Annotated in this window: 20 protein-coding genes; 8 read left to right on the forward strand and 12 right to left on the reverse strand. The window is 46.0% G+C overall.

Translation table 11 applies throughout. From position 1 onward, the window contains the following. Nucleotides 1–93 precede the first annotated feature (93 nt). Entirely contained in the window at nucleotides 94–297 is a 204-nt protein-coding gene (locus IE104_RS13865) for a PA3496 family putative envelope integrity protein (RefSeq protein WP_189419525.1), read from the reverse strand. Between the two features lie 188 nt (nucleotides 298–485). Here IE104_RS13865 and IE104_RS13870 point away from each other — a divergent pair, with 188 nt between their 5' ends. Continuing rightward, nucleotides 486–956, forward strand: a complete 471-nt coding sequence (locus tag IE104_RS13870; protein WP_308429302.1) for an ATP-dependent zinc protease family protein — start codon at nucleotides 486–488, stop codon at nucleotides 954–956. Between the two features lie 56 nt (nucleotides 957–1,012). Further along, nucleotides 1,013–1,918, forward strand: coding sequence for a 30S ribosomal protein S6--L-glutamate ligase (rimK, locus tag IE104_RS13875; RefSeq protein ID WP_189419527.1), 906 nt, complete (start codon nucleotides 1,013–1,015; stop codon nucleotides 1,916–1,918). 68 nt (nucleotides 1,919–1,986) lie between these two features. Here rimK and IE104_RS13880 read toward each other — a convergent pair whose 3' ends face one another. The 5 genes from IE104_RS13880 to IE104_RS13900 form a co-directional block, all read right to left on the reverse strand. Beyond that, nucleotides 1,987–3,207 carry an ABC transporter permease gene (locus tag IE104_RS13880; protein ID WP_229837934.1) on the reverse strand — a complete coding sequence of 407 codons (1,221 nt, stop codon included), beginning with the start codon at nucleotides 3,205–3,207 and terminating at the stop codon, nucleotides 1,987–1,989. Between the two features lie 14 nt (nucleotides 3,208–3,221). Continuing rightward, nucleotides 3,222–3,914: an ABC transporter ATP-binding protein gene (locus IE104_RS13885; RefSeq protein ID WP_189419529.1), complete on the reverse strand. Its 693-nt coding sequence runs from the start codon at nucleotides 3,912–3,914 to the stop codon at nucleotides 3,222–3,224. Between the two features lie 2 nt (nucleotides 3,915–3,916). Then, the gene (locus IE104_RS13890) at nucleotides 3,917–5,203 is read right to left on the reverse strand and encodes an efflux RND transporter periplasmic adaptor subunit (RefSeq protein ID WP_189419531.1); all 1,287 of its coding nucleotides are present in this window, start codon (nucleotides 5,201–5,203) and stop codon (nucleotides 3,917–3,919) included. A gap of 103 nt (nucleotides 5,204–5,306) precedes the next feature. After that, a complete protein-coding gene (locus IE104_RS13895) occupies nucleotides 5,307–6,014 on the reverse strand; it encodes a YIP1 family protein (RefSeq protein WP_189419533.1) in 708 nt (235 codons plus the stop codon). 318 nt (nucleotides 6,015–6,332) lie between these two features. Further along, entirely contained in the window at nucleotides 6,333–8,630 is a 2,298-nt protein-coding gene (locus IE104_RS13900; RefSeq protein WP_189419535.1) for a sensor domain-containing protein, read from the reverse strand. A 457-nt stretch (nucleotides 8,631–9,087) separates the two neighbouring features. On the opposite strand from IE104_RS13900, the gene IE104_RS13905 reads away from it, so the two are divergent. Next, nucleotides 9,088–9,711 (forward strand): STAS domain-containing protein, encoded by a 624-nt coding sequence (locus tag IE104_RS13905; RefSeq protein ID WP_189419537.1) that lies wholly within the window; start codon nucleotides 9,088–9,090, stop codon nucleotides 9,709–9,711. A 72-nt stretch (nucleotides 9,712–9,783) separates the two neighbouring features. Here IE104_RS13905 and hisC read toward each other — a convergent pair whose 3' ends face one another. Both hisC and fabF read right to left on the reverse strand, forming a co-directional pair. Next, entirely contained in the window at nucleotides 9,784–10,836 is a 1,053-nt protein-coding gene (gene hisC / locus IE104_RS13910; RefSeq protein WP_189419539.1) for a histidinol-phosphate transaminase, read from the reverse strand. A 99-nt stretch (nucleotides 10,837–10,935) separates the two neighbouring features. Next, nucleotides 10,936–12,222: a beta-ketoacyl-ACP synthase II gene (gene fabF, locus IE104_RS13915; RefSeq protein ID WP_189419541.1), complete on the reverse strand. Its 1,287-nt coding sequence runs from the start codon at nucleotides 12,220–12,222 to the stop codon at nucleotides 10,936–10,938. Nucleotides 12,223–12,324: 102 nt separating this feature from the next. Between fabF and IE104_RS13920 the strand changes: the two genes are divergently transcribed. Next, nucleotides 12,325–12,897 carry a TetR/AcrR family transcriptional regulator gene (locus IE104_RS13920; protein WP_189419543.1) on the forward strand — a complete coding sequence of 191 codons (573 nt, stop codon included), beginning with the start codon at nucleotides 12,325–12,327 and terminating at the stop codon, nucleotides 12,895–12,897. Nucleotides 12,898–12,974: 77 nt separating this feature from the next. Here the strand turns inward: IE104_RS13920 and IE104_RS13925 are convergent, their stop codons facing one another. Further along, nucleotides 12,975–13,460 (reverse strand): nuclear transport factor 2 family protein, encoded by a 486-nt coding sequence (locus tag IE104_RS13925; protein ID WP_189419544.1) that lies wholly within the window; start codon nucleotides 13,458–13,460, stop codon nucleotides 12,975–12,977. 167 nt (nucleotides 13,461–13,627) lie between these two features. On the opposite strand from IE104_RS13925, the gene IE104_RS13930 reads away from it, so the two are divergent. Further along, complete coding sequence (locus IE104_RS13930) at nucleotides 13,628–14,302, forward strand: YoaK family protein (protein WP_189419546.1); 675 nt, start codon at nucleotides 13,628–13,630, stop codon at nucleotides 14,300–14,302. Between the two features lie 8 nt (nucleotides 14,303–14,310). On the opposite strand, the gene IE104_RS13935 is transcribed toward IE104_RS13930, so the two are convergent. Both IE104_RS13935 and IE104_RS13940 read right to left on the reverse strand, forming a co-directional pair. Further along, complete coding sequence (locus tag IE104_RS13935) at nucleotides 14,311–14,910, reverse strand: cysteine hydrolase family protein (protein WP_189419548.1); 600 nt, start codon at nucleotides 14,908–14,910, stop codon at nucleotides 14,311–14,313. A gap of 93 nt (nucleotides 14,911–15,003) precedes the next feature. Continuing rightward, nucleotides 15,004–15,615, reverse strand: a complete 612-nt coding sequence (locus tag IE104_RS13940; RefSeq protein ID WP_189419550.1) for an NAD(P)-dependent oxidoreductase — start codon at nucleotides 15,613–15,615, stop codon at nucleotides 15,004–15,006. Nucleotides 15,616–15,734: 119 nt separating this feature from the next. Between IE104_RS13940 and IE104_RS13945 the strand changes: the two genes are divergently transcribed. The 3 genes from IE104_RS13945 (at nucleotide 15,735) to IE104_RS13955 (ending at nucleotide 18,354) form a co-directional block, all read left to right on the forward strand. Further along, the gene (locus tag IE104_RS13945) at nucleotides 15,735–16,631 is read left to right on the forward strand and encodes a LysR family transcriptional regulator (RefSeq protein ID WP_189419552.1); all 897 of its coding nucleotides are present in this window, start codon (nucleotides 15,735–15,737) and stop codon (nucleotides 16,629–16,631) included. A gap of 157 nt (nucleotides 16,632–16,788) precedes the next feature. After that, nucleotides 16,789–17,580, forward strand: coding sequence for a TIGR01458 family HAD-type hydrolase (locus IE104_RS13950; protein WP_189419554.1), 792 nt, complete (start codon nucleotides 16,789–16,791; stop codon nucleotides 17,578–17,580). An 81-nt stretch (nucleotides 17,581–17,661) separates the two neighbouring features. Beyond that, nucleotides 17,662–18,354, forward strand: a complete 693-nt coding sequence (locus IE104_RS13955) for an HAD family hydrolase (RefSeq protein ID WP_229837935.1) — start codon at nucleotides 17,662–17,664, stop codon at nucleotides 18,352–18,354. Between the two features lie 721 nt (nucleotides 18,355–19,075). Here the strand turns inward: IE104_RS13955 and IE104_RS13960 are convergent. After that, entirely contained in the window at nucleotides 19,076–19,330 is a 255-nt protein-coding gene (locus IE104_RS13960) for a DUF2164 domain-containing protein (RefSeq protein WP_189419556.1), read from the reverse strand. Nucleotides 19,331–19,357: the final 27 nt, after the last annotated feature.

The raw sequence follows: 19,357 nt of genomic DNA on the forward strand, positions 1-19,357 counted from the left end.
GCAACTTAACGCGGCGGGGCTTATAGGCCGAAGGGGAGGTGTGGTCAACAAGGCTTCAGTTGGGTTGATTAACTGAAGCCCTGAAGTGGAGGATTAGAAATCGAGATCTGAAATATCGTCGTAACCGAGTTGGTCTTTAATGCGTTTGCGTTCCAGGCGGTCTTCCAGCTTGCGGCGCATTTCCAGGGTGTGCTGGCTGGCTTCTTTGCCGGTTAGCTTTGGGGCTACATCATCCTCAACTTCCATAGTTGCATCGCCAATTAAATCCGAATCTTGAGTGTCTACATCAACAGACATGTGCATGCTCCAGGTAACAGGTTGTATGGATAAATTTGACCCGCGCTATTTACCATAGGCCAAATTAAAAAAAAAGAAAAATATTAAAAAACACCCTAGTTTTTTTCTTTTAGTACTTCTTGGGATTAATCGGTCATAAGGCCACTATAATGTTCCCTATCAGGGCATAAACCGACGGAGTTTTAAGCGTGGCACAAGTGCGAGCTGAAGGACAAAAAAAGGTGATTGGTTGGCGCGAATGGGTCGCCTTGCCAGACCTTGCGATTCCCCACATTAAAGCCAAAGTTGATACCGGAGCCAAAACTAGCGCTCTTCATGCCTTTTATGTCGAACGTTTTGAGCGCAATGGTGCGCCATGGGTAAGATTTGGAGTTCATCCCCTCCAGTCTTCGGTTGAGCAAACAGTGGAATGCGAAGCCCCTGTGAAGGATATACGCCGGGTGACTGATTCCGGTGGCCACGCTGAAATGCGCCCCGTTATAGAAACAGCCATGGTTGTTGAGGGTGAAGTGCGGGTCATCGAACTGACGCTAACCGACCGCGAAACTATGATGTTCCGTATGTTGCTCGGCCGAAGCGCTCTGAAGCGGCGCTTTGTGGTTGATAGCGGCAAGTCGTTTTTACTGGGCGGGGATAAGTCCCGGCCTGTTCTCGAATGACCCAGTGAGCTCTATGGAGTTTGGTTTCTGGGTTAATTCCTCTTTTTAGGTTTTTTATGAAAATAGCAATTCTGTCGCGCAATCGTCACCTCTATTCCACCAAGCGCCTGGTGGAGGCCTGCATTGCCCGTGGCCACGAAGTACGTGTTATCGACATTCTCAAGTGCTACATGGATATTACCTCCGCTAGCCCAGCCATTTGGTATATGGGTGAAAAGTTGGAAGGTTTTGATGCGGTTATCCCGCGTATTGGTGCCTCTGTTACGCACTACGGTTTGGCGGTGATTCGCCAGTTTGAAATGATGGGCGTTTACTGCCTAACCGAATCTGTAGCCTTGGGGCGTTCGCGCGACAAGTTGCGCGCCCTGCAATTGTTGTCTCGCAAAGGCATAGGTTTGCCCAAAACAAGTTTCGCTTATAACGTTCATGACACCAAGGAGCTTATCAAGCTGGTGGGTGGCGCGCCTTTGGTTCTCAAATTATGTGAAGGCACCCAAGGTCGTGGAATTGTTTTGGCAGAAACCTCCAAAGCTGCAGAGAGTGTGATTGAAGCTTTCCGCGAGCTGCGAGCTGAATTTCTGGTGCAGGAATTTATCAAGGAAGCCAACGGCAGCGACGTGCGTTGTTTTGTGGTGGGCGGCAAAATAGTGGCGTCTATGCAGCGCACCGCGCAAGAGGGCGAGTTCCGCTCCAATTTGCATCGCGGAGGCAGTGCAAAAATCACCAAGCTCTCACCTGAGGAGCGCGCTACGGCGCTTAAGGCGGCACAAACCATGGGCTTGCATGTCGCTGGTGTAGATTTGCTGCGATCGAGTCGTGGACCTTTGGTGATGGAGGTAAATTCCTCTCCCGGTTTGGAGGGAATTGAGGCGGCTACCAAGAAAAATATTGCCGATATGATTATTGCGTTTATCGAAGAAAACGCGCGCCCCAATAACAATAAGACCAAAGGTAAAGGCTAGTTTCATTGCAAGATTTGCTGGGCTGATTCCTAAATCTTGATGCTAATGTGCGTGCGATGATTTTACTTTTATTCGTAACGTAAAGATTCAATGGGATCGAGATTTGCCGCTTTGGCGGCAGGTACTATCCCGAACACGATGCCAATAATTGCGGAGAATCCCACCGAAATAGCCACCGCCCACCAAGGCACGTGAGCGGGAGGAAAGTTAGGAATCATTGCTGCTAAACCCATACCTAAAGCATAACCAATAATTAAACCTATAAGCCCGCCGAGTAAGCAAAGCACTAAAGACTCCATTAAAAATTGCAGCAAAATATAATGGCGTTTTGCGCCTATAGCTTTGCAAATGCCTATTTCACGAGTGCGCTCGGTGACTGAAACAAGCATGATATTCATAATGCCAATTCCACCGACTAATAATGAAATGCTAACTATGCCGCCCATCACAAAGGTTACTGCGGAAGTAATTTTAGAGAAAGATTCTTTTAGTTGTTCTGACGATTGAATTTTAAAATCGTCGTTGCCGTTTTTAATGCGATGTGATTGCCGTAGTAACTTACGAATTTTTTCGGTTACAGTTTCCATCTCATCCAAATTTGTTACAGTCAACTGAATTTGAATATCCACTTGGGTTTGGTTGCCGTTCAAGCTTTGCATAGTGCTGTAGGGGAGTAACACTATGTCGTCTTGTTTGAAGCCCAGCATTTCGCCCTTGGGTTCTGCAAGGCCAATAATTTTTACCCATTCAGAATTGATCTCAATAAATTCGCCGATAGGATTTTCTGGCAGCAATAAATTGTCGCGCACTTGAGTTCCTATAACACACACTCTTCGACGCGTTTGATTATCGCTTTCAGATAGAAAGCGTCCTTTCTGAATAAACAATTGATTGACTTGCTGGTAACTATTTGTTGTACCAATAACGCGGCCCGTTGTCGATTTTGCACCGAAGCGCACCACGCTTGTAAAGCGCGAGGCTAGCATGGGTGTGATAGATTCAATTCCTTCGGTTCGATCAGTAATGAGTTGTAAATCGTCGGCGGTGATGCGTCCAAAGCGACCTTTCATTTGGTCTTCAAAAGATGTATAGGAATAAACCGATAGACTGTTAGCGCCCAAACCTTCAAATTGTTGGCCGATGCTATAACTCAAACCCTGCACTATAGAAACGGTAGCAATCACTGAGGCCACGCCGATGATGATGCCGAGTGTAGTTAATATGCTACGAAAGCCGTGCGCGCGAATAGAGATAAGCGCCGAACGTAAACATTCAAAAAATGTGAACACAATCTAGTCCTGATCTAATGGGCTTTTTCGTTGAAATAATCGTCTGCGAGTTTTCCATCTTGCATGCGTACGACTCGATGACAGTGGCGCGCAATTTCCGGCTCGTGGGTTACCATTACAATCGTATTGCCTTCGTTATGTAATTCATCAAACAATTTCATAATGTCGGCAGTGGTGGTGGAATCCAAATTTCCGGTAGGCTCATCCGCTAATAAAATAGAAGGGCTCGTAACCAGTGCGCGCGCAATTGCCACGCGTTGACGTTGGCCGCCAGATAATTGGTTGGGCAAGTGATGCATGCGATCTGCAAGCCCTACGCGTTTTAATACAGCAGTTGCTGCTTGTTCACGCGCTTTCAATGCGATACCGCGGTAAATCAGCGGCTGCATAACATTCCCCAGTGCAGATAATCGTGGTAACAAATTAAAACTTTGAAAAATAAACCCGACTTCGCGGTTGCGAATGTCAGCCAATTCATCTTGATTGAGTTGGCTGACATCGCGGTTGTTTAAAAAATAGGAGCCGCTGCTAGGTTTATCGAGCGCGCCTAAAATATTCATCATGGTGGATTTTCCAGAGCCAGATGAACCGGTAAAGGCAACATATTCGTTAGCGGCGATGGTCAAGCTTATATCGTTCAAAGCGTGTACGGTTTCTTGCCCCATCACATAATGTTTTGCGATATTTTTAAGAACAATAAGTGACATACTTATTTACCGCCATTGCTTTTGCTACTTGCAGATTTCGTAGCAGTGTCTTTTTTATCGCTTGTTTTTTTATCTTCGGGAGTAATTTTTTCGCCATCTTTTAAGTAACGCAAAATACGATCCGGGCCAAGAATAATTTTATCGCCCACTTTTACATCGTCTTTTTTGATGCTGGTGATTTCCTGGTACTCATCATCTGATAAACCCAAAGTAACTGCTACGCGGCGCGCCTTATTGTTATCAGCAACAAAAATGTAGTTGTTGGTGGCCTTTACTGCCTTGTCGTTATCGGCCTCTGTTTTTCTATCATCCGATTTTTTAGCGTCGTCATGTTGGGAGACAATGGCTTGAATAGGCACTGCGAGCTTGCTGGTTTCGCCGCTGGTAAAAATTTCTGCGCGGGCAGACATTCCCGGCCAAAGCTTAATATTTTTAGAATCTTCAAAACGAATTTTTACGGCGAAACTTAAACCGCTGCGGCCAGTGGCGACTTTTGCTGTTTCAGCAATAAACGCGACTGTGCCATTAATAGGTTGGTCTGAATGTGCAATAGCAACCACTTCTGCACGCTGACCTACAGCAACGTTGGTAATATCGGCTTCATCCACATTGACTTCTGCGTGCAAGCTGGCGGGGTTGGCGATAGTCATTAAACTGGATGCTGCAAAGTTCATGGTGCCGGCAATAGCGGTTTCACCGACTTTAATAGTGAGCGAAGTTACTACGCCATCAATGGGTGAGTAAGCGCGAGTTTTTGCTAAATTATTTTTGGCTTGCGCTAATTGCGCTTCTGCCTGGATTAATTGTTCGCGGCCAGATTTTACCTGGAAGTCTGCACTGGCTAACTCGAGGCTGATGGCATCAAAAGTTTGTGGATCAATTAACTTTTTATCGAACAACACTTTTTTGCGTTGCCACTGTGCAAGCAGGTTTTGATAATGGGACTGCAAGCGCTCGATGGCGATTCGTTGCATGCGCACGGCGGCCTGATTTTGCTCAGTGGCAGATATATAAGCTTCATCGTCTATTTGTAATAACAGTTGACCTTTAACGACCTTATCGCCTTCCTTCACAAAAATACTTTTTACCTTACCAATAACCTCGGTGCTGAGTTGTACCTTTTCTTCGTGGTTTAAATTTCCTGAAGCGATAATAGACGCTTTAATGGCGCGGTTAGTCAGAGCTTCCACTTCTACTTTTTTAAGGCTGTCGCCGCTGGTCAATTTTTTAATCACCGGAACACCAATAATTAAACAAAGTATTACACCGATAATAATTGGTTTTTTCATAGCTGGGCCATAGAGTAAAAACAGTAAATGTAAAAAAGCCGATGCAGAACACCGGCAACGTCAGGGTGTGTTAATAAGCGCGCATTGTTTAATGATGTGCTAATTATTTGAGCGCTACAGCAATCCAGATACCGTAAATAATCACGCTGGGCGCTAAAACAATTGCAGCTGATTTTGCGAGTGATTTTCCGGTCCATTGATTGAAGCCAAATATCATTAAGCCCATGCTCCAGAGCATCATAGGATCCCATGCGTTGATTGGACCAAAGAGTGGATCGTTTGGGGCAATGTGCAAAAATAAATTATTAAAGCTAATAGGATTAAGGGATTCGAGCGTGATTTGCCCGTTACTGGCCAGCATTACATTGATGAGTGAAGCGAGTGAGGTGAATATCGCGGGAATAGAGCACCAGCAGATAAACGAAAACCATGCTTTAAAGCCGAGGTTATCGCTGTCCAACAATTTGTTCACGAGCATTAAATAGGCGGCCATAATCGAGTAAAAAATCGAAATGCCAATCACCAATCCAGCTACTGAGCTAACACCCATCACAGTGGAAGACATTGAACTCATAGCTTTATGCATGGCTTCGCGTTCAGCGTCAGTTTTTCCGGCAGTTTGCGCGTTAACCATCTGCTCAATCATCCAGGCGAAATCTACAGTCGCGTAAAAATAAACCATGCTGCTAATAGCTGCCGCAAGAATTAAACCCAGCGGGAAGAGCACACTCGGCTTTTCTTTAATGGCGGGAAAGGCCTGTTTAGGGGCGGTGATAATATTCATAAAAGTGTTAGATGCAGATTGCGTCATGTGAGACTCCTTCTTAAAAAGTTATATTTTTATCTAACGGATCAAGAGTGGGCCACCCTTTTATCCATGTGTATTATTACACTAATACACAATTGTGTTGATTGCAAACACTTTTGTGGTTGTTGGATTTAGATGGCTCGACTGTATGACGGATTGATTTAGCAATAACCCAGCTGCGCAGCCTAAGTTAGATGGGGTTTTGGAATGACGAAAAAATGATAAGAGGACGCCAGTGGCGCCTGAAAGGAGGTAATAGCAGCTGAGCGGCTGGGCCGCATCACCAAGTGATTAGCGGCCTTGAGCGTGCGTGCAAATTAATTAAGCGCCCATTTTGTAGCTTTCGAGTGGAATTACGGTGCCGTCAAAACAGAAGCGGCCACCGTGGAAATGGCTTTCAAATTGTTTTGGCGACATGGGTTTAGCGTAGAGAAAACCTTGTGCTTGATCGCAACCTCGTTGGCGTAACCACTCGGCTTGATGCTCGGTTTCAACGCCCTCTGCTACCACCCGCAATTGCATGCTGTGCGCCAAACCAATAATGGTTTTGGTGATTGCAGCATCGTTCATATCGTCATGGATATCATTCACAAAGCTGCGGTCAATTTTTAATTTTTGGATGGGGAAACGCTGCAAGTAGGCGAGTGATGAATAACCAGTACCGAAATCGTCAATCGCCAAATACATACCCATTTGGTTGAGCTGGTTGAGTTGGTTAATGGTTTCACCGGCGTGTTCCATTGCGCAGCTTTCGGTAATCTCCAGCTCCAAATATTCCGGTGCGAGTTGTGTTTCTCGCAAAATCGCTTCTACCTTGCCAGGGAAATTCTTTTGGCGGAATTGGCGCGGCGATAAATTCACGGCAATCTTGCCTACTTTTTTGCCGGCATCCAACCATATTTTTTGTTGGCGGCAAGCTTCACGCAAAACCCATTCGCCAATGGGCACAATCAAGCCTGTTTCTTCAGCGAGCGGAATAAAATGCGCAGGAGATACCAAACCACGCTCTGGATGTTGCCAGCGCACTAGCGCCTCTACACCCATTAATTCGCCAGTTTTTAAATCAATTTGCGGTTGGTAGTGCAATGTAAATTGATTTAATTCCAGTGCGCGACGTAAATCATTTTCCAGCAGCAAATAATTAACGGCGGTTGCGTTCATACCTTTGGTGTAGAACTGGCAATTATTTTTTCCTGCCTCTTTCGCTTTATACATGGCGATGTCGGCGTGCTTAAGAAGCTCGTCAGTATCTTCGCCATCTTCAGGAAAAATACTTACGCCGATACTGACTGTCGATGTAATTTCGTGACCGCTAATTTCCATGGGGCGCGCTAGCGTTACCAGTAATTTGTTGGCGACAAACATAACGTCTTCAATATCGTGTACGCCTTCTAGTACCACAACGAATTCGTCGCCACCCAAGCGCGCAACTGTGTCCATATCACGTACGCCTTCATTTAGGCGAGTGGAAATGGCTTTAAGCATAAGGTCGCCAGCGTCGTGACCGAGGCTGTCGTTAATATTTTTAAATCGGTCGATATCGAGCAGCATTAAAGCAACTTTGGAGTTGCCGCGGCGTGCGCGTGCAAGGCCATGATAAATGCGGTCATAAAACAGCGAGCGGTTAGGTAATCCGGTAAGCGAATCGTGGAACGCCATATAATTCAAGCGCGATTGCTGTTCGCGCAGTGCGTTTTCAGCGAGCTTGCGCTCGGAAATATCGGTGCCGATAGTACACACACCAAACACGCGATTGTCTTTACTGCGCAGCGGAAACTTCACCATTAAATAGGTGTGCATGCTGCCGTCTTTATGCATTAAATCCAATTCGACTTCGTAGGTTTGTTGCTTGGTTTTCGTCGCTGTATCAATATCGCAAATGGATTGCGCAACATCTTTGGGATAAACATCAAAAACATTTTTTCCCACAAAGCCGGTGTCGTCGATATTCGCCATCTGTTTGAAATGTTCAGAAGCGAGTACCACGTTGCCATCCAAATCTTTTACTGAAATCAATGCAGGGGAAAAACGTAAAATCGCATTGAGATAAGTTTCACTGGCCCACAGTGCTTGTTCCGCTAAACGGAAGCGTTCGGATTGCTCCTCGTGGTGCCACATATCAATAACCTGGCGAACCAAAAGCGAACTGAAAGTCCAGACTGAATCCAGCTCATTAACTGCTTTAATCAAGCTCGTTAAGCCATGTTCGGCTTCCATATAAAACACAGCGATGGTTTTATTGTTTTCCAAAATCGGGTGGAGATAACAGGCATTGCAGCCTTTCTTGGTAAACATCGCGCCCATCAGCTGGATTTGATCGGTATCCAAAGCTTGGGGTTTGCCAGAATCAAAAACCTGATGAATGTGTTGGTGCGGTAGATAGTTAAGGCGATTGAGCGAGGTGGTGATGCCATTAACCAATAGTTCGGATTCTTGCTGGGAGGCAATGGCCTCAACGTAGAGATGGCTATCGCGCTCCACTACCAAAACGGCGCGGCTGATAACGGCTTTCGCAACAACTAATTTAACCAATCGCTCCGCGATTTCTTTGTGATTCAAATTGGTAAAAAGTTGCTGGAACTTTTTTATTAACTCCACCGCATTATTTTTGTTTTGCATAGCTGCCCACTAGGGATGATTATCGGGGCGGCAGGGGATCTGCCAGCCCTCATCACTTAATACATAAATAGTGATAGCCGCGAGCACAGGAAATCCCTACGCCGGGGACTGTGCTAGCTCAACTGACTGCTTTCGTCCGAAAGCACGTTGGCGGCCTAGCTGCCTTGCAAACTCATTCAAGGCTTATATCAGGGGCCTTACATCCACTTTCTTATTGCATAATGCGCATCAGTGCACATATAGCTTTTCCTCATCATAAACAAAAAACATTATGATGTCTGTAATAAAAAGAAAACCTGGGTGTTTCGGTTACATAGGGAAACACTTGTTCAAAAAACAATCTGCATGCCAATTTGTAAATCTTATCTATACTAGAGGCAGCCCTATGCCATTTTGGCTGGGAAATGACCTGGCAATAATAGTTATTAATAACGATGGTTAAGGTTGGAGGCGCCAAATGAGGCGTAAAGTGCCCTTTATGGGCGAAGAGCGTATAGCACGAGCAGACGACGAGGCGGCGCAAGCCAAAAAAGCTCGTGGGACCTTGATTGACGACGTTTTGAGTACCCAAAAGCAACCCAGCACATGGGATGATTTGGTTGCAAGCGATTACCCCGATCCAATTGGCGGCCCACCAAAGGTGTCGCGCCCCCACGTTGCGCCCCCAAAACCTGCTCGGCCAAAAACCGTGCCTGTTACACCGGGGCCTGTGCCTAAAAAAGCGATTATTGAGAGCAGTTATTCAGACTCCACTTTGCCTTCTATAGATTGGCTACCCATTAACAGTGGCCATGGATTAAGAATCAATATTAGTGGAAGCCTGGATCAAAACCTGCGCGCCGAATGGCGCCGTTTAATTGAGGAGACTGAGCGCTCTGGAATTGGTCAATTTGAATTTAATTTAACTGAGGCTCCAACTTTAACTCTTACAGGCTTAGGTATGTTGCTGTTGTTTAAAGAGCAAAAAGGTTCTGAGCGCGGCGATATAAAACTTTGCCATTGCAATAAAGATGTATGGCAAATGTTGCAGTGGACCGGGATGGATAAATATTTCACCATTCAAGGTGTGCCCGAAAATTAGTGCGACATTGCGTTATCCAAAACAAAAAAGCCCGAGTTTTCAGCTCGGGCTTTTTTGTTTTGGATGACAATATTAAGCGCTTTTCAACACCTCAACCATACGTTGCATTTGTTCATCCGTACCTATTGTAATCCGCAAAAACTCGTTGATACGAGCAGCGCCGAAATAGCGAACCAGAATTTTATGTTCACGCAATTTTTGCGCGAGTTCGGCTGCGTTATTTTTGGATGGTTTGACAAAAACAAAGTTGGCTTGTGATGGCAATACATTAAAGCCCAGGGCTTCCAATTGCTTTACTGTCCATTCGCGAGTGGCAATAATTTTATCGCGGCAGGCTTTAAAATAAGCATCATCTTCAAATGCTGCAATGGTGGCTGCTTCAGCAAGGCGGTCTAGCGGGTAAGAGTTAAATGAATTTTTAACGCGATCCAACGCGGTAATTAAATCGACATTTCCCACTGCAAAACCTACGCGCATACCGGCGAGAGAGCGAGATTTCGATAAAGTCTGCACGACCAATAAGTTTGGATATTTATCGACAAGACTGATTGCCGTTTCGCCACCAAAATCAATGTAGGCTTCATCCACCACCACCACCGATTCAGTATTCTTTTGTAGCAATGCTTCTATTTCTGCGAGCGGTTTTCCAATTGCGGTAGGTGCGTTGGGGTTCGGGAAAATAATTCCGCCGTTCTCGCTCGCATAATCATCAAAGTTGATAGTAAAGTCGTCGCGCAACGTAGGTGTTTTGTATTCAATACCAAACAATTTGCAATACACCGGATAAAAACTGTAACTGATATCCGGAAACAACAAAGGTTTGCTTTGTTGAAAAAATGCCATAAAAAGCAACGCCAAAACTTCATCGCTACCGTTGCCAACAAACACTTGCTCGGCGGTAACATCGTAATAATTCGCGATGGTATTTTTTAGCTTTTTGGAATTTGGATCAGGGTAAAGGCGCAAGCGGTCGATGGCGTCATGGGTCATCAGTTTGATTACTTCTGGCGAGGGCGGGTAAGGACTCTCGTTAGTATTCAATTTGATTAAACCATCAATTTGCGGTTGCTCACCGGGCACGTAAGGCTCCAGCTCGCGCACCACCTGACTCCAAAACTTCGACATGATTGCTCCTCAAAGCAGCTAAAAACCGAACAGCAAGAACGGGTGAAAAGGCCGAGCAGTATAACCGCAAGCGCCCGTTTTCTTACAGGCTTGGAGCAATTAATCTAACCAACGTTTAAGCAAAATACTCGCGTTTACGCCGCCGAAACCAAACCCGTTAGAGAGCGCATGTTCAATTTCTGCAGGTCGAGCCTTGTCAGCAACTATATCTATGCCGGTTGCAGCCTCGTCGGGATTTTCCAGGTTCAAGGTTGGTGGAACGATTTGGTCGCGCAATGCTAGCGCGGTAAAAATCGTTTCAATACCACCTGCCGCTCCTAATAAATGGCCGGTGGCCGATTTTGTAGAAGTAACAAGCAAACTGCTGTTCTCGCCAAAAATGCCTTTGATAGCGGCTAGCTCACCTTTGTCCCCAACGGGTGTGGAGGTCGCGTGGGCGTTGAGGTGTTGGATCTCTTCAGGTTTTAACCTGGCCTGGCGCAAGGCTGCACTCATGGCACGTTTGGCTCCATCGCCATCTTCTGCTCCGGATGTGAGGTGATAGGCGTCGGCACTGGTGCCGTAACCAATGATTTCGGCAATGGGTTTTGCTCCGCGAGCTTGTGCATGCTCCAAAGATTCCACGACCAGTAACCCGGCACCTTCTCCCATCACGAAACCATCCCGGTCGCGATCAAAGGGTCGCGATGCTCGCTCGGGCATATCATTAAAGTTTGTGGAGAGCGCTCGCGCAGCAGCAAAACCGCCAAGGCTTACGGTGTGAATGGTTGCCTCGGCTCCACCGCACAACGCAATCTCTGCTTCACCTGCACGAATCATACGGACAGTATCGCCAATAGCTTGTACGCCGGCCGCACACGCGGTAACGGGCGCACCAATCGGGCCTTTGAATCCGTATTTGATGGAGACATGCCCTGCGGCCAAATTCACTAAGAATGAGGGGATTGTGAAGGGTGACAGTTTGCGAGTACCGCGACTATCTGCGGTCCGCACTGCATCCGCAATTGCGGGGAAACCGCCAACACCCGAGGCGATGACTGTTGCCGTGCTTTCCTGTTCGATACCAGTGGTCGGACTCCAACCGGCTTGCGCTAAAGCTTCTTCAGCCGCCGCCAGTGAAAACAAAATAAATCGATCCATTTTGCGTTGGTCTTTGGGAGATGCGACTTTATCTGGATCAAGCCCAGCTTCGGCATCTTCAGCAATGTCGGGCACGAGTCCGGCGACTTTTGCTGGCAAATCCGCAGCTATATCCTCGGGTAAACGCCTGATACCAGAGTGACCGGATAGCAATCGCTGCCATACATTTTCTACCCCACAACCCAAAGGCGAGGCTATTCCCATACCGGTAATTACAATGCGGGTGGGGTGTTGATAAGTGCTCATAGCTTGGCCCTTTGCTAATTTAAATGATGATCGTCATTTATAAAATTATATGATGTTCATCATGTATACTGTCAATCAGTATTTGTATTGGGGTAGCTATTGATGAGAGTCAGCAGAGAGCAGGCGGCAGAGAACCGCGAAAAAATAATTACCATAGCCGCAAAATTGTTTCGCGAAAAAGGCTTTGATGGCATAGGTGTGGCTGATTTAATGAAAGCCGCTGGCTTAACCCATGGTGGCTTCTATGGCCATTTCAGTTCCAAAGAAGATTTAATGGCGCAAGCCTGTGAACGTGCAGTCGATGAATTATTGCAAGCCGGTGAAGCGCGCCGAAAAGAATCGAAAGACTCGCCATATCATGCGTTCCTAAAAAATTACCTGTCCGTTGAACACCGTGATAAACCAGGTGCAGGTTGCCTTATGGCAGCCTTAGGTGCCGAAGCAGCTCGCCAAAATTCAACGGTGCGCTCTGCGTTCACGCAATCAGCGAAACGTTTGGCATCCGCATTAATTGAAATTATCCCCGCAGCCAACAAGAAAAAAGCACGTGAAAATGCTTTGATAACCTTGTCCATGTTGGTTGGTGCACAAACTATCGCGCGGGCAATGGATGATGAAGAGGTTTCGCAGGAGGTGCTGACTTTGGTGCTAAAAAAAGCGAAGGAAATTTCTTGATAGTGATCAAATCCTAAAGCGTGGTTTGAACTTAAGCTGTGCCCATAAATGCTACGGGCACAGCTTTAACAGTGAATTTATTTAGCCATCGGATCCCAATGCTCTGCGATCTTTCCGTTCTCAATACGGAACATATCAAACCAGGTGGTTGTGTAAGTTTTGCTCGGGTCTTTAGGATCTTTTCGTTCGCTAACAAAAGCCAAGGTGACCAAATCACCTTCGGCGGTGATGGATACCAGAGGTGCGTTAACTTTATCTGCAATTGCTTGCGGCTTTTTAAATTGACCAAAAAAATCTACAAATGCCTTGCGCCCGGTTGCGACAGTAGGATTGTGTTGGATATAGGTTTCAGTCATGTATTTTGGCGCTAGTTCCAAATGGCCGGCTTCAAATACTTCACGCCAAAAGTCGTAAACCAATTTTTTGTTAGCGGCGAGTTTTGGATCTTTGCTAGCCAACATGGCGGTGTGGTCTGGATTGGCTGTTACGGGCAATTGAGCAAATCCAAGTGATGAAATGCATAAAGCGCAGGTGCCAATAAGGCCGAGGATTAACTTGTGCATAAAAATTCCTTTCAAATCGAGAGTAGATTACCGCGAGGGCGGTTGATACTAGTCCACTTTGATAAGCTTGTTAACAGTATTGTTTCAGATAATGACATTTGTGAGCCGGGTTGATTGTCGGCATAGCAATTGCAAATGCTAGTGTAAATTTTTGATTGGTAGTTTTTATGATAAGCAAATTACCTAAATGGGTTGAGGCGAGTGCGTTCGTGCTCGCGTTTATTGCTGGCAGTGTCAATGCTATAGCGCTTTTGGGTTTTAACCATCAAGGCGTTTCGCATCTTACGGGAAGCTCGTCACTGTTGGGTGTGGAGTTGGCGAAAGCAAATTACGCCGAAGTGATTCATTTGGGCTGGATTATTCTCAGCTTTGTTGTAGGTGCGGGGCTGAGTGGTTTTGCGATTGGCAATGAATCATTGCGTTATGGCCGTCGTTATGGGTTTGCATTGTTGTGCGTTGCTCTGTTGTTAGTCTTGTCGATGTATTTTTTAAATTTGAGTAGCAACCTTGGGCATTATTTGGCGTCGGCTGCTTGCGGTTTGCAAAATGCTATGACGAGCACTTTTAGTGGCGCACTCATGCGAACAACCCATGTGACGGGGTTGTTTACTGATCTGGGCATTATTATTGGGTTGTGGTTGCGTGGGCACAGCCCTGACAAACGTCGCGTAATACTTTATTTAATTCTCATAACGGGTTTTATTGTTGGCGGTTTGATTGGTGCAATCAGTTTTACTCATTTAACTTTTTATGCGATGTTAATTCCTGCCGCGCTAGCTGCGCTTTTGGCAGGTATTTATTTTGTGTGCCGACAAAAGCTAATACAAAGTTCTTCCAGCTAAAGTTCAGTTTATATCAACAAATCGTCTGCACTTTTAACAATTACTGAAAATGCATCGCGCAATTCAGCTAAGGCAACTTGTTTTACAACAGTGGCGGCTATCCTATTACCAAATCCATCATCAAGATCACGGCTAGTAGTTGCATCGGCCACAATGGTATTTTTATAACCTAAATCCAAAGCAGCACGCGCTGTGGCAGAAATACAAACGTGTGTGGTGCAGCCCGCAATAATTAATTGTTTGCGCCCGGTGTTTTCAATCAGCGCTTGCAAATTTGTGCCAGCAAAGGCATTGGGTAAATGCTTTACAACAATCTGGTCACCGGGTTTAGCTGCTATCTCCGGTAGTTCGGCGTAGTAGGGGCCTTGCTCATTAAATAATAAATTTCCGCTTGGACCTTTGTTAAGCACGTGAATCACAGGTGTGCCATGTTGGTGAGCGCGCGCAATTAATTCTGCTGCACCTTTTACGGCGGCGTGTAAATCGGGTACGGGCACGGATCCATCGAGATACTCGCGTTGCATATCGATAATAATGACCACAGCTTCGCTTAAGCGAGCAGCCGGATGATCGAAGCCAAACATTTCTACAAAAGTTTTGTTGTTCATTTTTAGTTTCCTAAGAAAACTTATAACAATTTAGATAAAAATTCATTTGGGAATCGTCATCTTCTGCGAGGATGACGATTCGCTTGCTAAATATTAATAACCCACCGTAAAACGTTGCTGCTGGTGCGATGGATTTTCTAATTCGTCGATCACGGCAACCGCGAAATCTTGATTCGAAATTCTGCTTTCACCTTTTTCGTTTACTAAAAGTTGCTCGCTGCCTAAACGAAATTTTCCGGTGCGCTCACCAGGTTCGATAAATGCGGATGGTGATGCATAAACCCAGTTCAATTCTTTTTCGCCGCGCAGTATGTTTAACAAATCGCGTGCTGCTCCGGCGGTTGCTTTCCACATGTCGGGAAACTCTGGCGTATCAAACAATTGCACGCCGGGTGCGACTTCGAGGCTTGCTGCGCCGCCGACAAAGAGCACGTACTTAATCCCGGAAGCTTTTACCGCGTTGATGATTTTGTGCAGGTCTTGCTCTTCCCAGTGCACGCTCAATACCGCAGCGTCGTGGCCGGCGAGTGCTGCGCTCAAAGCTGCGTAATCTTGCAGGCTTAGCTGCTGCGCTTTTACTTTTGCTGATGCCGCCACTTTGGTTGGGTTGCGTACCAGTGCGGTTAGGTCGTGTTGACGTGATACGGCCTCGTTAAAAATATGTTGGCCGATAAAACCGGTAGCACCGACGATTGCAATTTTCATGATCTATTCCTCGTTGAGATTGATGTTTACTTCAGCGAGGTCAGTATCGGCCCGATTTATTGTTCTGATAAGATGGCTAAATATTAATTCTTTGTTCTTTTAAAGTGGACAATGGCGCAATGAGCAAATTATTCGATATCAACTTAAACCGTTTGGTGGTGTTTACTGCTGTGGTGGAGACCGGTTCTATTACGGCAGCGGCCAAACGTTTGGGCTTGGCAAAAACCATGGTGAGTGCCCATATGCAAAAGCTGGAGGCGGAAATCGGCAGCCATTTACTGGTGCGAACGACGCGGCGCTTGCATCTCACTGAGGCAGGAACCTTGTTTTACGAGGCTTGCCAGAAAATCCTGTTAGATACCGAGAACGCGATTACCCAAGCGAGCAGCAATACCCAGCAATTGCGCGGCAAACTGCGTATATCCACGTCCATTGATTTTGGCGCTAGCGTTATCGCCCCTTTGACTGCTGAACTTGCCAGGCAACATCCAGAGTTACGCATTGAAATTTTGTCCAGTGATGAGCGCGTGGATATGGTGAGTGCCGGAATTGATGTGGCAATTCGTATCGGTCGCTTGGCAGATTCCAGCCATCGCGCTGCCTTGATTGCTTACTTTGAGGATTGGCTGGTTGCTCATCCTTCAGTGTTGCAAGGAGAAATGCCGCGCTCGCCACAGGATGTTGCGGAGCTGCCATTTGTGGGGCTTTCTGTGTTGCCTAACCCAACCTATTGGACTTTTACGCAGGCCGGTTCGTCATCCCAAAGCCTGCGTTTTAACGCAAGTGTAATGGCGAATACCGCGTCTGCGGTTAAGGCTGCGGTCTTGGCTGGAGCGGGCATGATGGTACATCCCGATATTTTCGTAAGAGAAGAGGTTGCAGCAGGTCGGCTGGTACGATTGCTACCCGAGTGGTCCCTACCCGGCGGCGGAATCTATGCGGTCTATCCGCAATCTGTCCAACGCTCGCAAAAAGTCAGCGTTTTAATTGAAGCATTAAAAGCTCGCTATGCCTGACGCCTTTTTTTGAATTGGGGCGCATGTTCATTGAATTGCACGTGGCTCGCATCATGCAATGAAATTGTGAAGCCGGATTTTTATCTTGCGAGTTGAAATGGAGCTATAGTTTCAAGGTATTGAGTCAGAGATGTTGGGTTAATCTAAGGAGATACCTATGGCCAATCAGCACAAACTAATTCTTCTCGATCTCGACGGTACTTTGTTTGTGGGCAATCAGGAAATACCCGGTGCCGTTAAAAGCATCGCCCACCTGCGCGAACAAGGATTCATACTGCGTTTTCTCACCAATACCACCACCAAATCCCATGCAGAACTTTTCGGGCAAATGATTTCACTAGGTTTTCGTTTGGCCCCAGAAGAACTTATCAGTGCGCCCATAGGTGCAAAGCTGGAGTTACAAGCAATCCAACAAAAGCGTAATCGCCCCTTGCGTATTTGGCCGGTGGTAGCAGACGCCATAAAGCCGGATTTTGCCGAATTTGAATACGATGATGTGAATCCAGATTTTGTTGTCTTGGGTGACATAGGCGAGCGATGGGATTTAGCCTTGATTAACAAACTTTTTAATCTCATTCACGGCGGGGCAGAACTCATTGCTTTGCATAAAAATCGCTTTTGGCAAACAGAAGACGGATTAAAAGCAGATATAGGTTTTTTTGTCGCCGGCCTCGAATATGTATGTAGTAAAAATGCGCTCATTATGGGTAAGCCCAACGCAGATTTTTTTAAACGCGTGTTGGATTCAGTGGGGGTTAGCCCCGCGCAAACCATCATGGTCGGCGATGACATAGACAGCGATGTTGGTGGTGCGCAGCTATTAGGGATGAAAGGTTGTTTGGTTAAAACCGGAAAATTCCGACAAGCCTATTTCGATGCATCTTCCGTAAAGCCCGATTGGGTACTGGCAAGTATTGCCGATTTGCCAGAAGTGCTGGCTGCTTCTTGATTTAACGCCTTTTGCAAAACTGTCACAATTGCTTCTTATACTGGGAAGCATTTGGGTAAGGTGGCAACAAAGGCGGCTTGAATGATTTACAGCAATAACAAAAAACTGATTATTCTGGATGCCGATGGCACCACCATTGATGCTTACAATGCCATTGAAAAAGCCTTTGTTCACCATGGAATGGATTTGGGTGATGAAGAAAGTTTTCAAAAACGTCATAACATCTTTAAATATTTGGGTGGCCTAAAACAATTCCCCTCCAATCTTCGTAAAAATATTACCAAAAGTAATCGCAAGCAAATTGTAGATACGCTTACAGATGTATATCGCAATGAAGCTGCACTCTATGCTGGCATTCCTGAATTTATTCGCACATTGATCGCTTCACCGGACGTTATAGTGGGCATGATCACTCGCAATATTACTAACGAGCCCTTGGAAACCTTGCGCCAATTGTTTGCGCGGCATGATATTAATATCGCTGAGTTTGATTTTCTTATTCATGTACCACTGGAAGAAAAAAAGACACCACATTTTCGCGCGGTGCGCGAGCAATTTGGCGTAAACCCGGCGCGCGCAGGTGTGTGTGGGGATGAGAATAAAGATTATGTGGCGGCGATTAATACGGGGATGCATCCGTTTATGGTGTCTTACGGGTTTGAGAATTTTTTAAGATTGACGAAGAAGTTTGAGATTCCGCAGGAGATTATTTCGAAGACGCCGGGGGAATTGAGGGAACGGGTGTTTCATTCGTTGGAGATTCCGAATGTTTAGCTTCCAATTGTTGTTTCGTATTTGAGAGTCGTCATCCTCGGCGGAACCGGGGATCCAGCTTTTGATTTTTATTGAAGATTTGTCTCGCCTCCTGGCGAGTCACTTTTCGTTGCTTGCCCAACGAAAAGTAACCAAAAGAAAGGGCACCCAGTTCGCGCCTAATCCTGCGTTTCTCAGAAAATCGCTGTCGTTCCGACGAGCCATCCATGGCTCGACGTAACTCAAGCGCACGTCCTGTGCGCTTGCCACCGATTTTCCTGCGATACTCGGGGCGCTCGCATGGGATAATTGAAAGCAAAAGCAAAAGCAAAAGCAAAAGCAAAAGCAAAAGCAAAAGCTTTATTGTGGCAGTTAAAAATAGGTTTATTTTTCGTATCAGGAAGTGGCACTACTATCCCATGTGAGCACCCGAGCACTGGAAGAAATTTGGTGTAAAACAAACAGGAAGTTTGTTTTAGTGACGTCGAGCCATGGATGGCTCGTCGGAACGACAGAAAATTTCTGAAGCGAGCAAGGAAACAGTGCTCGCTGGGTCGCTTTTCTTTGGGTTACTTTTCTTTGGCGAAACACAAAATTACAGGAAAGTAATTTTGCACAGCGAAGCTGCCCGAAGGGTGGAAGCCATGGATGGCTTTCATGAACAAAAGTGACTCGCCAGCAGGCGAAATAGAGTCGATAAAAATGGTATGAAGCGGGTGCGACTTAAGATACTAATAAAATTTTACCGCACAAACTCTGTAGGCTTCTCAATTTCATAAAGCGCATCATTAATATCTGCAACTTTAGCTTCAATCACCGCCTGCGCATCCCTCACGCCACGGTTATAAAAATAAGCGCCAACTTCTTCCGCAAAAAAATCCAGCAAAAATTCTGCATCGAATTGCCCAAGTTCCTGATCCAGCTCTTCCCTAAAATACATTTGTACTTTGCGGGTGATCAATTCTTTTTCGGGTTTTGAAAATTCTATTTTAGCCATAATCGTTTAATATCTTGATTTTTAAAA

The sequence above is a fragment of the Cellvibrio zantedeschiae genome (assembly GCF_014652535.1).
In the GTDB taxonomy this organism is placed as follows: domain Bacteria; phylum Pseudomonadota; class Gammaproteobacteria; order Pseudomonadales; family Cellvibrionaceae; genus Cellvibrio; species Cellvibrio zantedeschiae.

Bases quoted from the DNA above. Each gene is read 5' to 3' on its own strand.
- IE104_RS13865 (WP_189419525.1), bottom strand. From the start codon at position 297: ATGTCTGTTGATGTAGACACTCAAGATTCGGATTTAATTGGCGATGCA.
- rimK (WP_189419527.1), top strand. From the start codon at position 1,013: ATGAAAATAGCAATTCTGTCGCGCAATCGTCACCTCTATTCCACCAAG.
- IE104_RS13885 (WP_189419529.1), bottom strand. From the start codon at position 3,914: ATGTCACTTATTGTTCTTAAAAATATCGCAAAACATTATGTGATGGGG.
- IE104_RS13890 (WP_189419531.1), bottom strand. From the start codon at position 5,203: ATGAAAAAACCAATTATTATCGGTGTAATACTTTGTTTAATTATTGGT.
- IE104_RS13895 (WP_189419533.1), bottom strand. From the start codon at position 6,014: ATGACGCAATCTGCATCTAACACTTTTATGAATATTATCACCGCCCCT.
- IE104_RS13900 (WP_189419535.1), bottom strand. From the start codon at position 8,630: ATGCAAAACAAAAATAATGCGGTGGAGTTAATAAAAAAGTTCCAGCAA.
- IE104_RS13905 (WP_189419537.1), top strand. From the start codon at position 9,088: ATGAGGCGTAAAGTGCCCTTTATGGGCGAAGAGCGTATAGCACGAGCA.
- hisC (WP_189419539.1), bottom strand. From the start codon at position 10,836: ATGTCGAAGTTTTGGAGTCAGGTGGTGCGCGAGCTGGAGCCTTACGTG.
- fabF (WP_189419541.1), bottom strand. From the start codon at position 12,222: ATGAGCACTTATCAACACCCCACCCGCATTGTAATTACCGGTATGGGA.
- IE104_RS13920 (WP_189419543.1), top strand. From the start codon at position 12,325: ATGAGAGTCAGCAGAGAGCAGGCGGCAGAGAACCGCGAAAAAATAATT.
- IE104_RS13925 (WP_189419544.1), bottom strand. From the start codon at position 13,460: ATGCACAAGTTAATCCTCGGCCTTATTGGCACCTGCGCTTTATGCATT.
- IE104_RS13930 (WP_189419546.1), top strand. From the start codon at position 13,628: ATGATAAGCAAATTACCTAAATGGGTTGAGGCGAGTGCGTTCGTGCTC.
- IE104_RS13935 (WP_189419548.1), bottom strand. From the start codon at position 14,910: ATGAACAACAAAACTTTTGTAGAAATGTTTGGCTTCGATCATCCGGCT.
- IE104_RS13940 (WP_189419550.1), bottom strand. From the start codon at position 15,615: ATGAAAATTGCAATCGTCGGTGCTACCGGTTTTATCGGCCAACATATT.
- IE104_RS13945 (WP_189419552.1), top strand. From the start codon at position 15,735: ATGAGCAAATTATTCGATATCAACTTAAACCGTTTGGTGGTGTTTACT.
- IE104_RS13950 (WP_189419554.1), top strand. From the start codon at position 16,789: ATGGCCAATCAGCACAAACTAATTCTTCTCGATCTCGACGGTACTTTG.
- IE104_RS13955 (WP_229837935.1), top strand. From the start codon at position 17,662: ATGATTTACAGCAATAACAAAAAACTGATTATTCTGGATGCCGATGGC.
- IE104_RS13960 (WP_189419556.1), bottom strand. From the start codon at position 19,330: ATGGCTAAAATAGAATTTTCAAAACCCGAAAAAGAATTGATCACCCGC.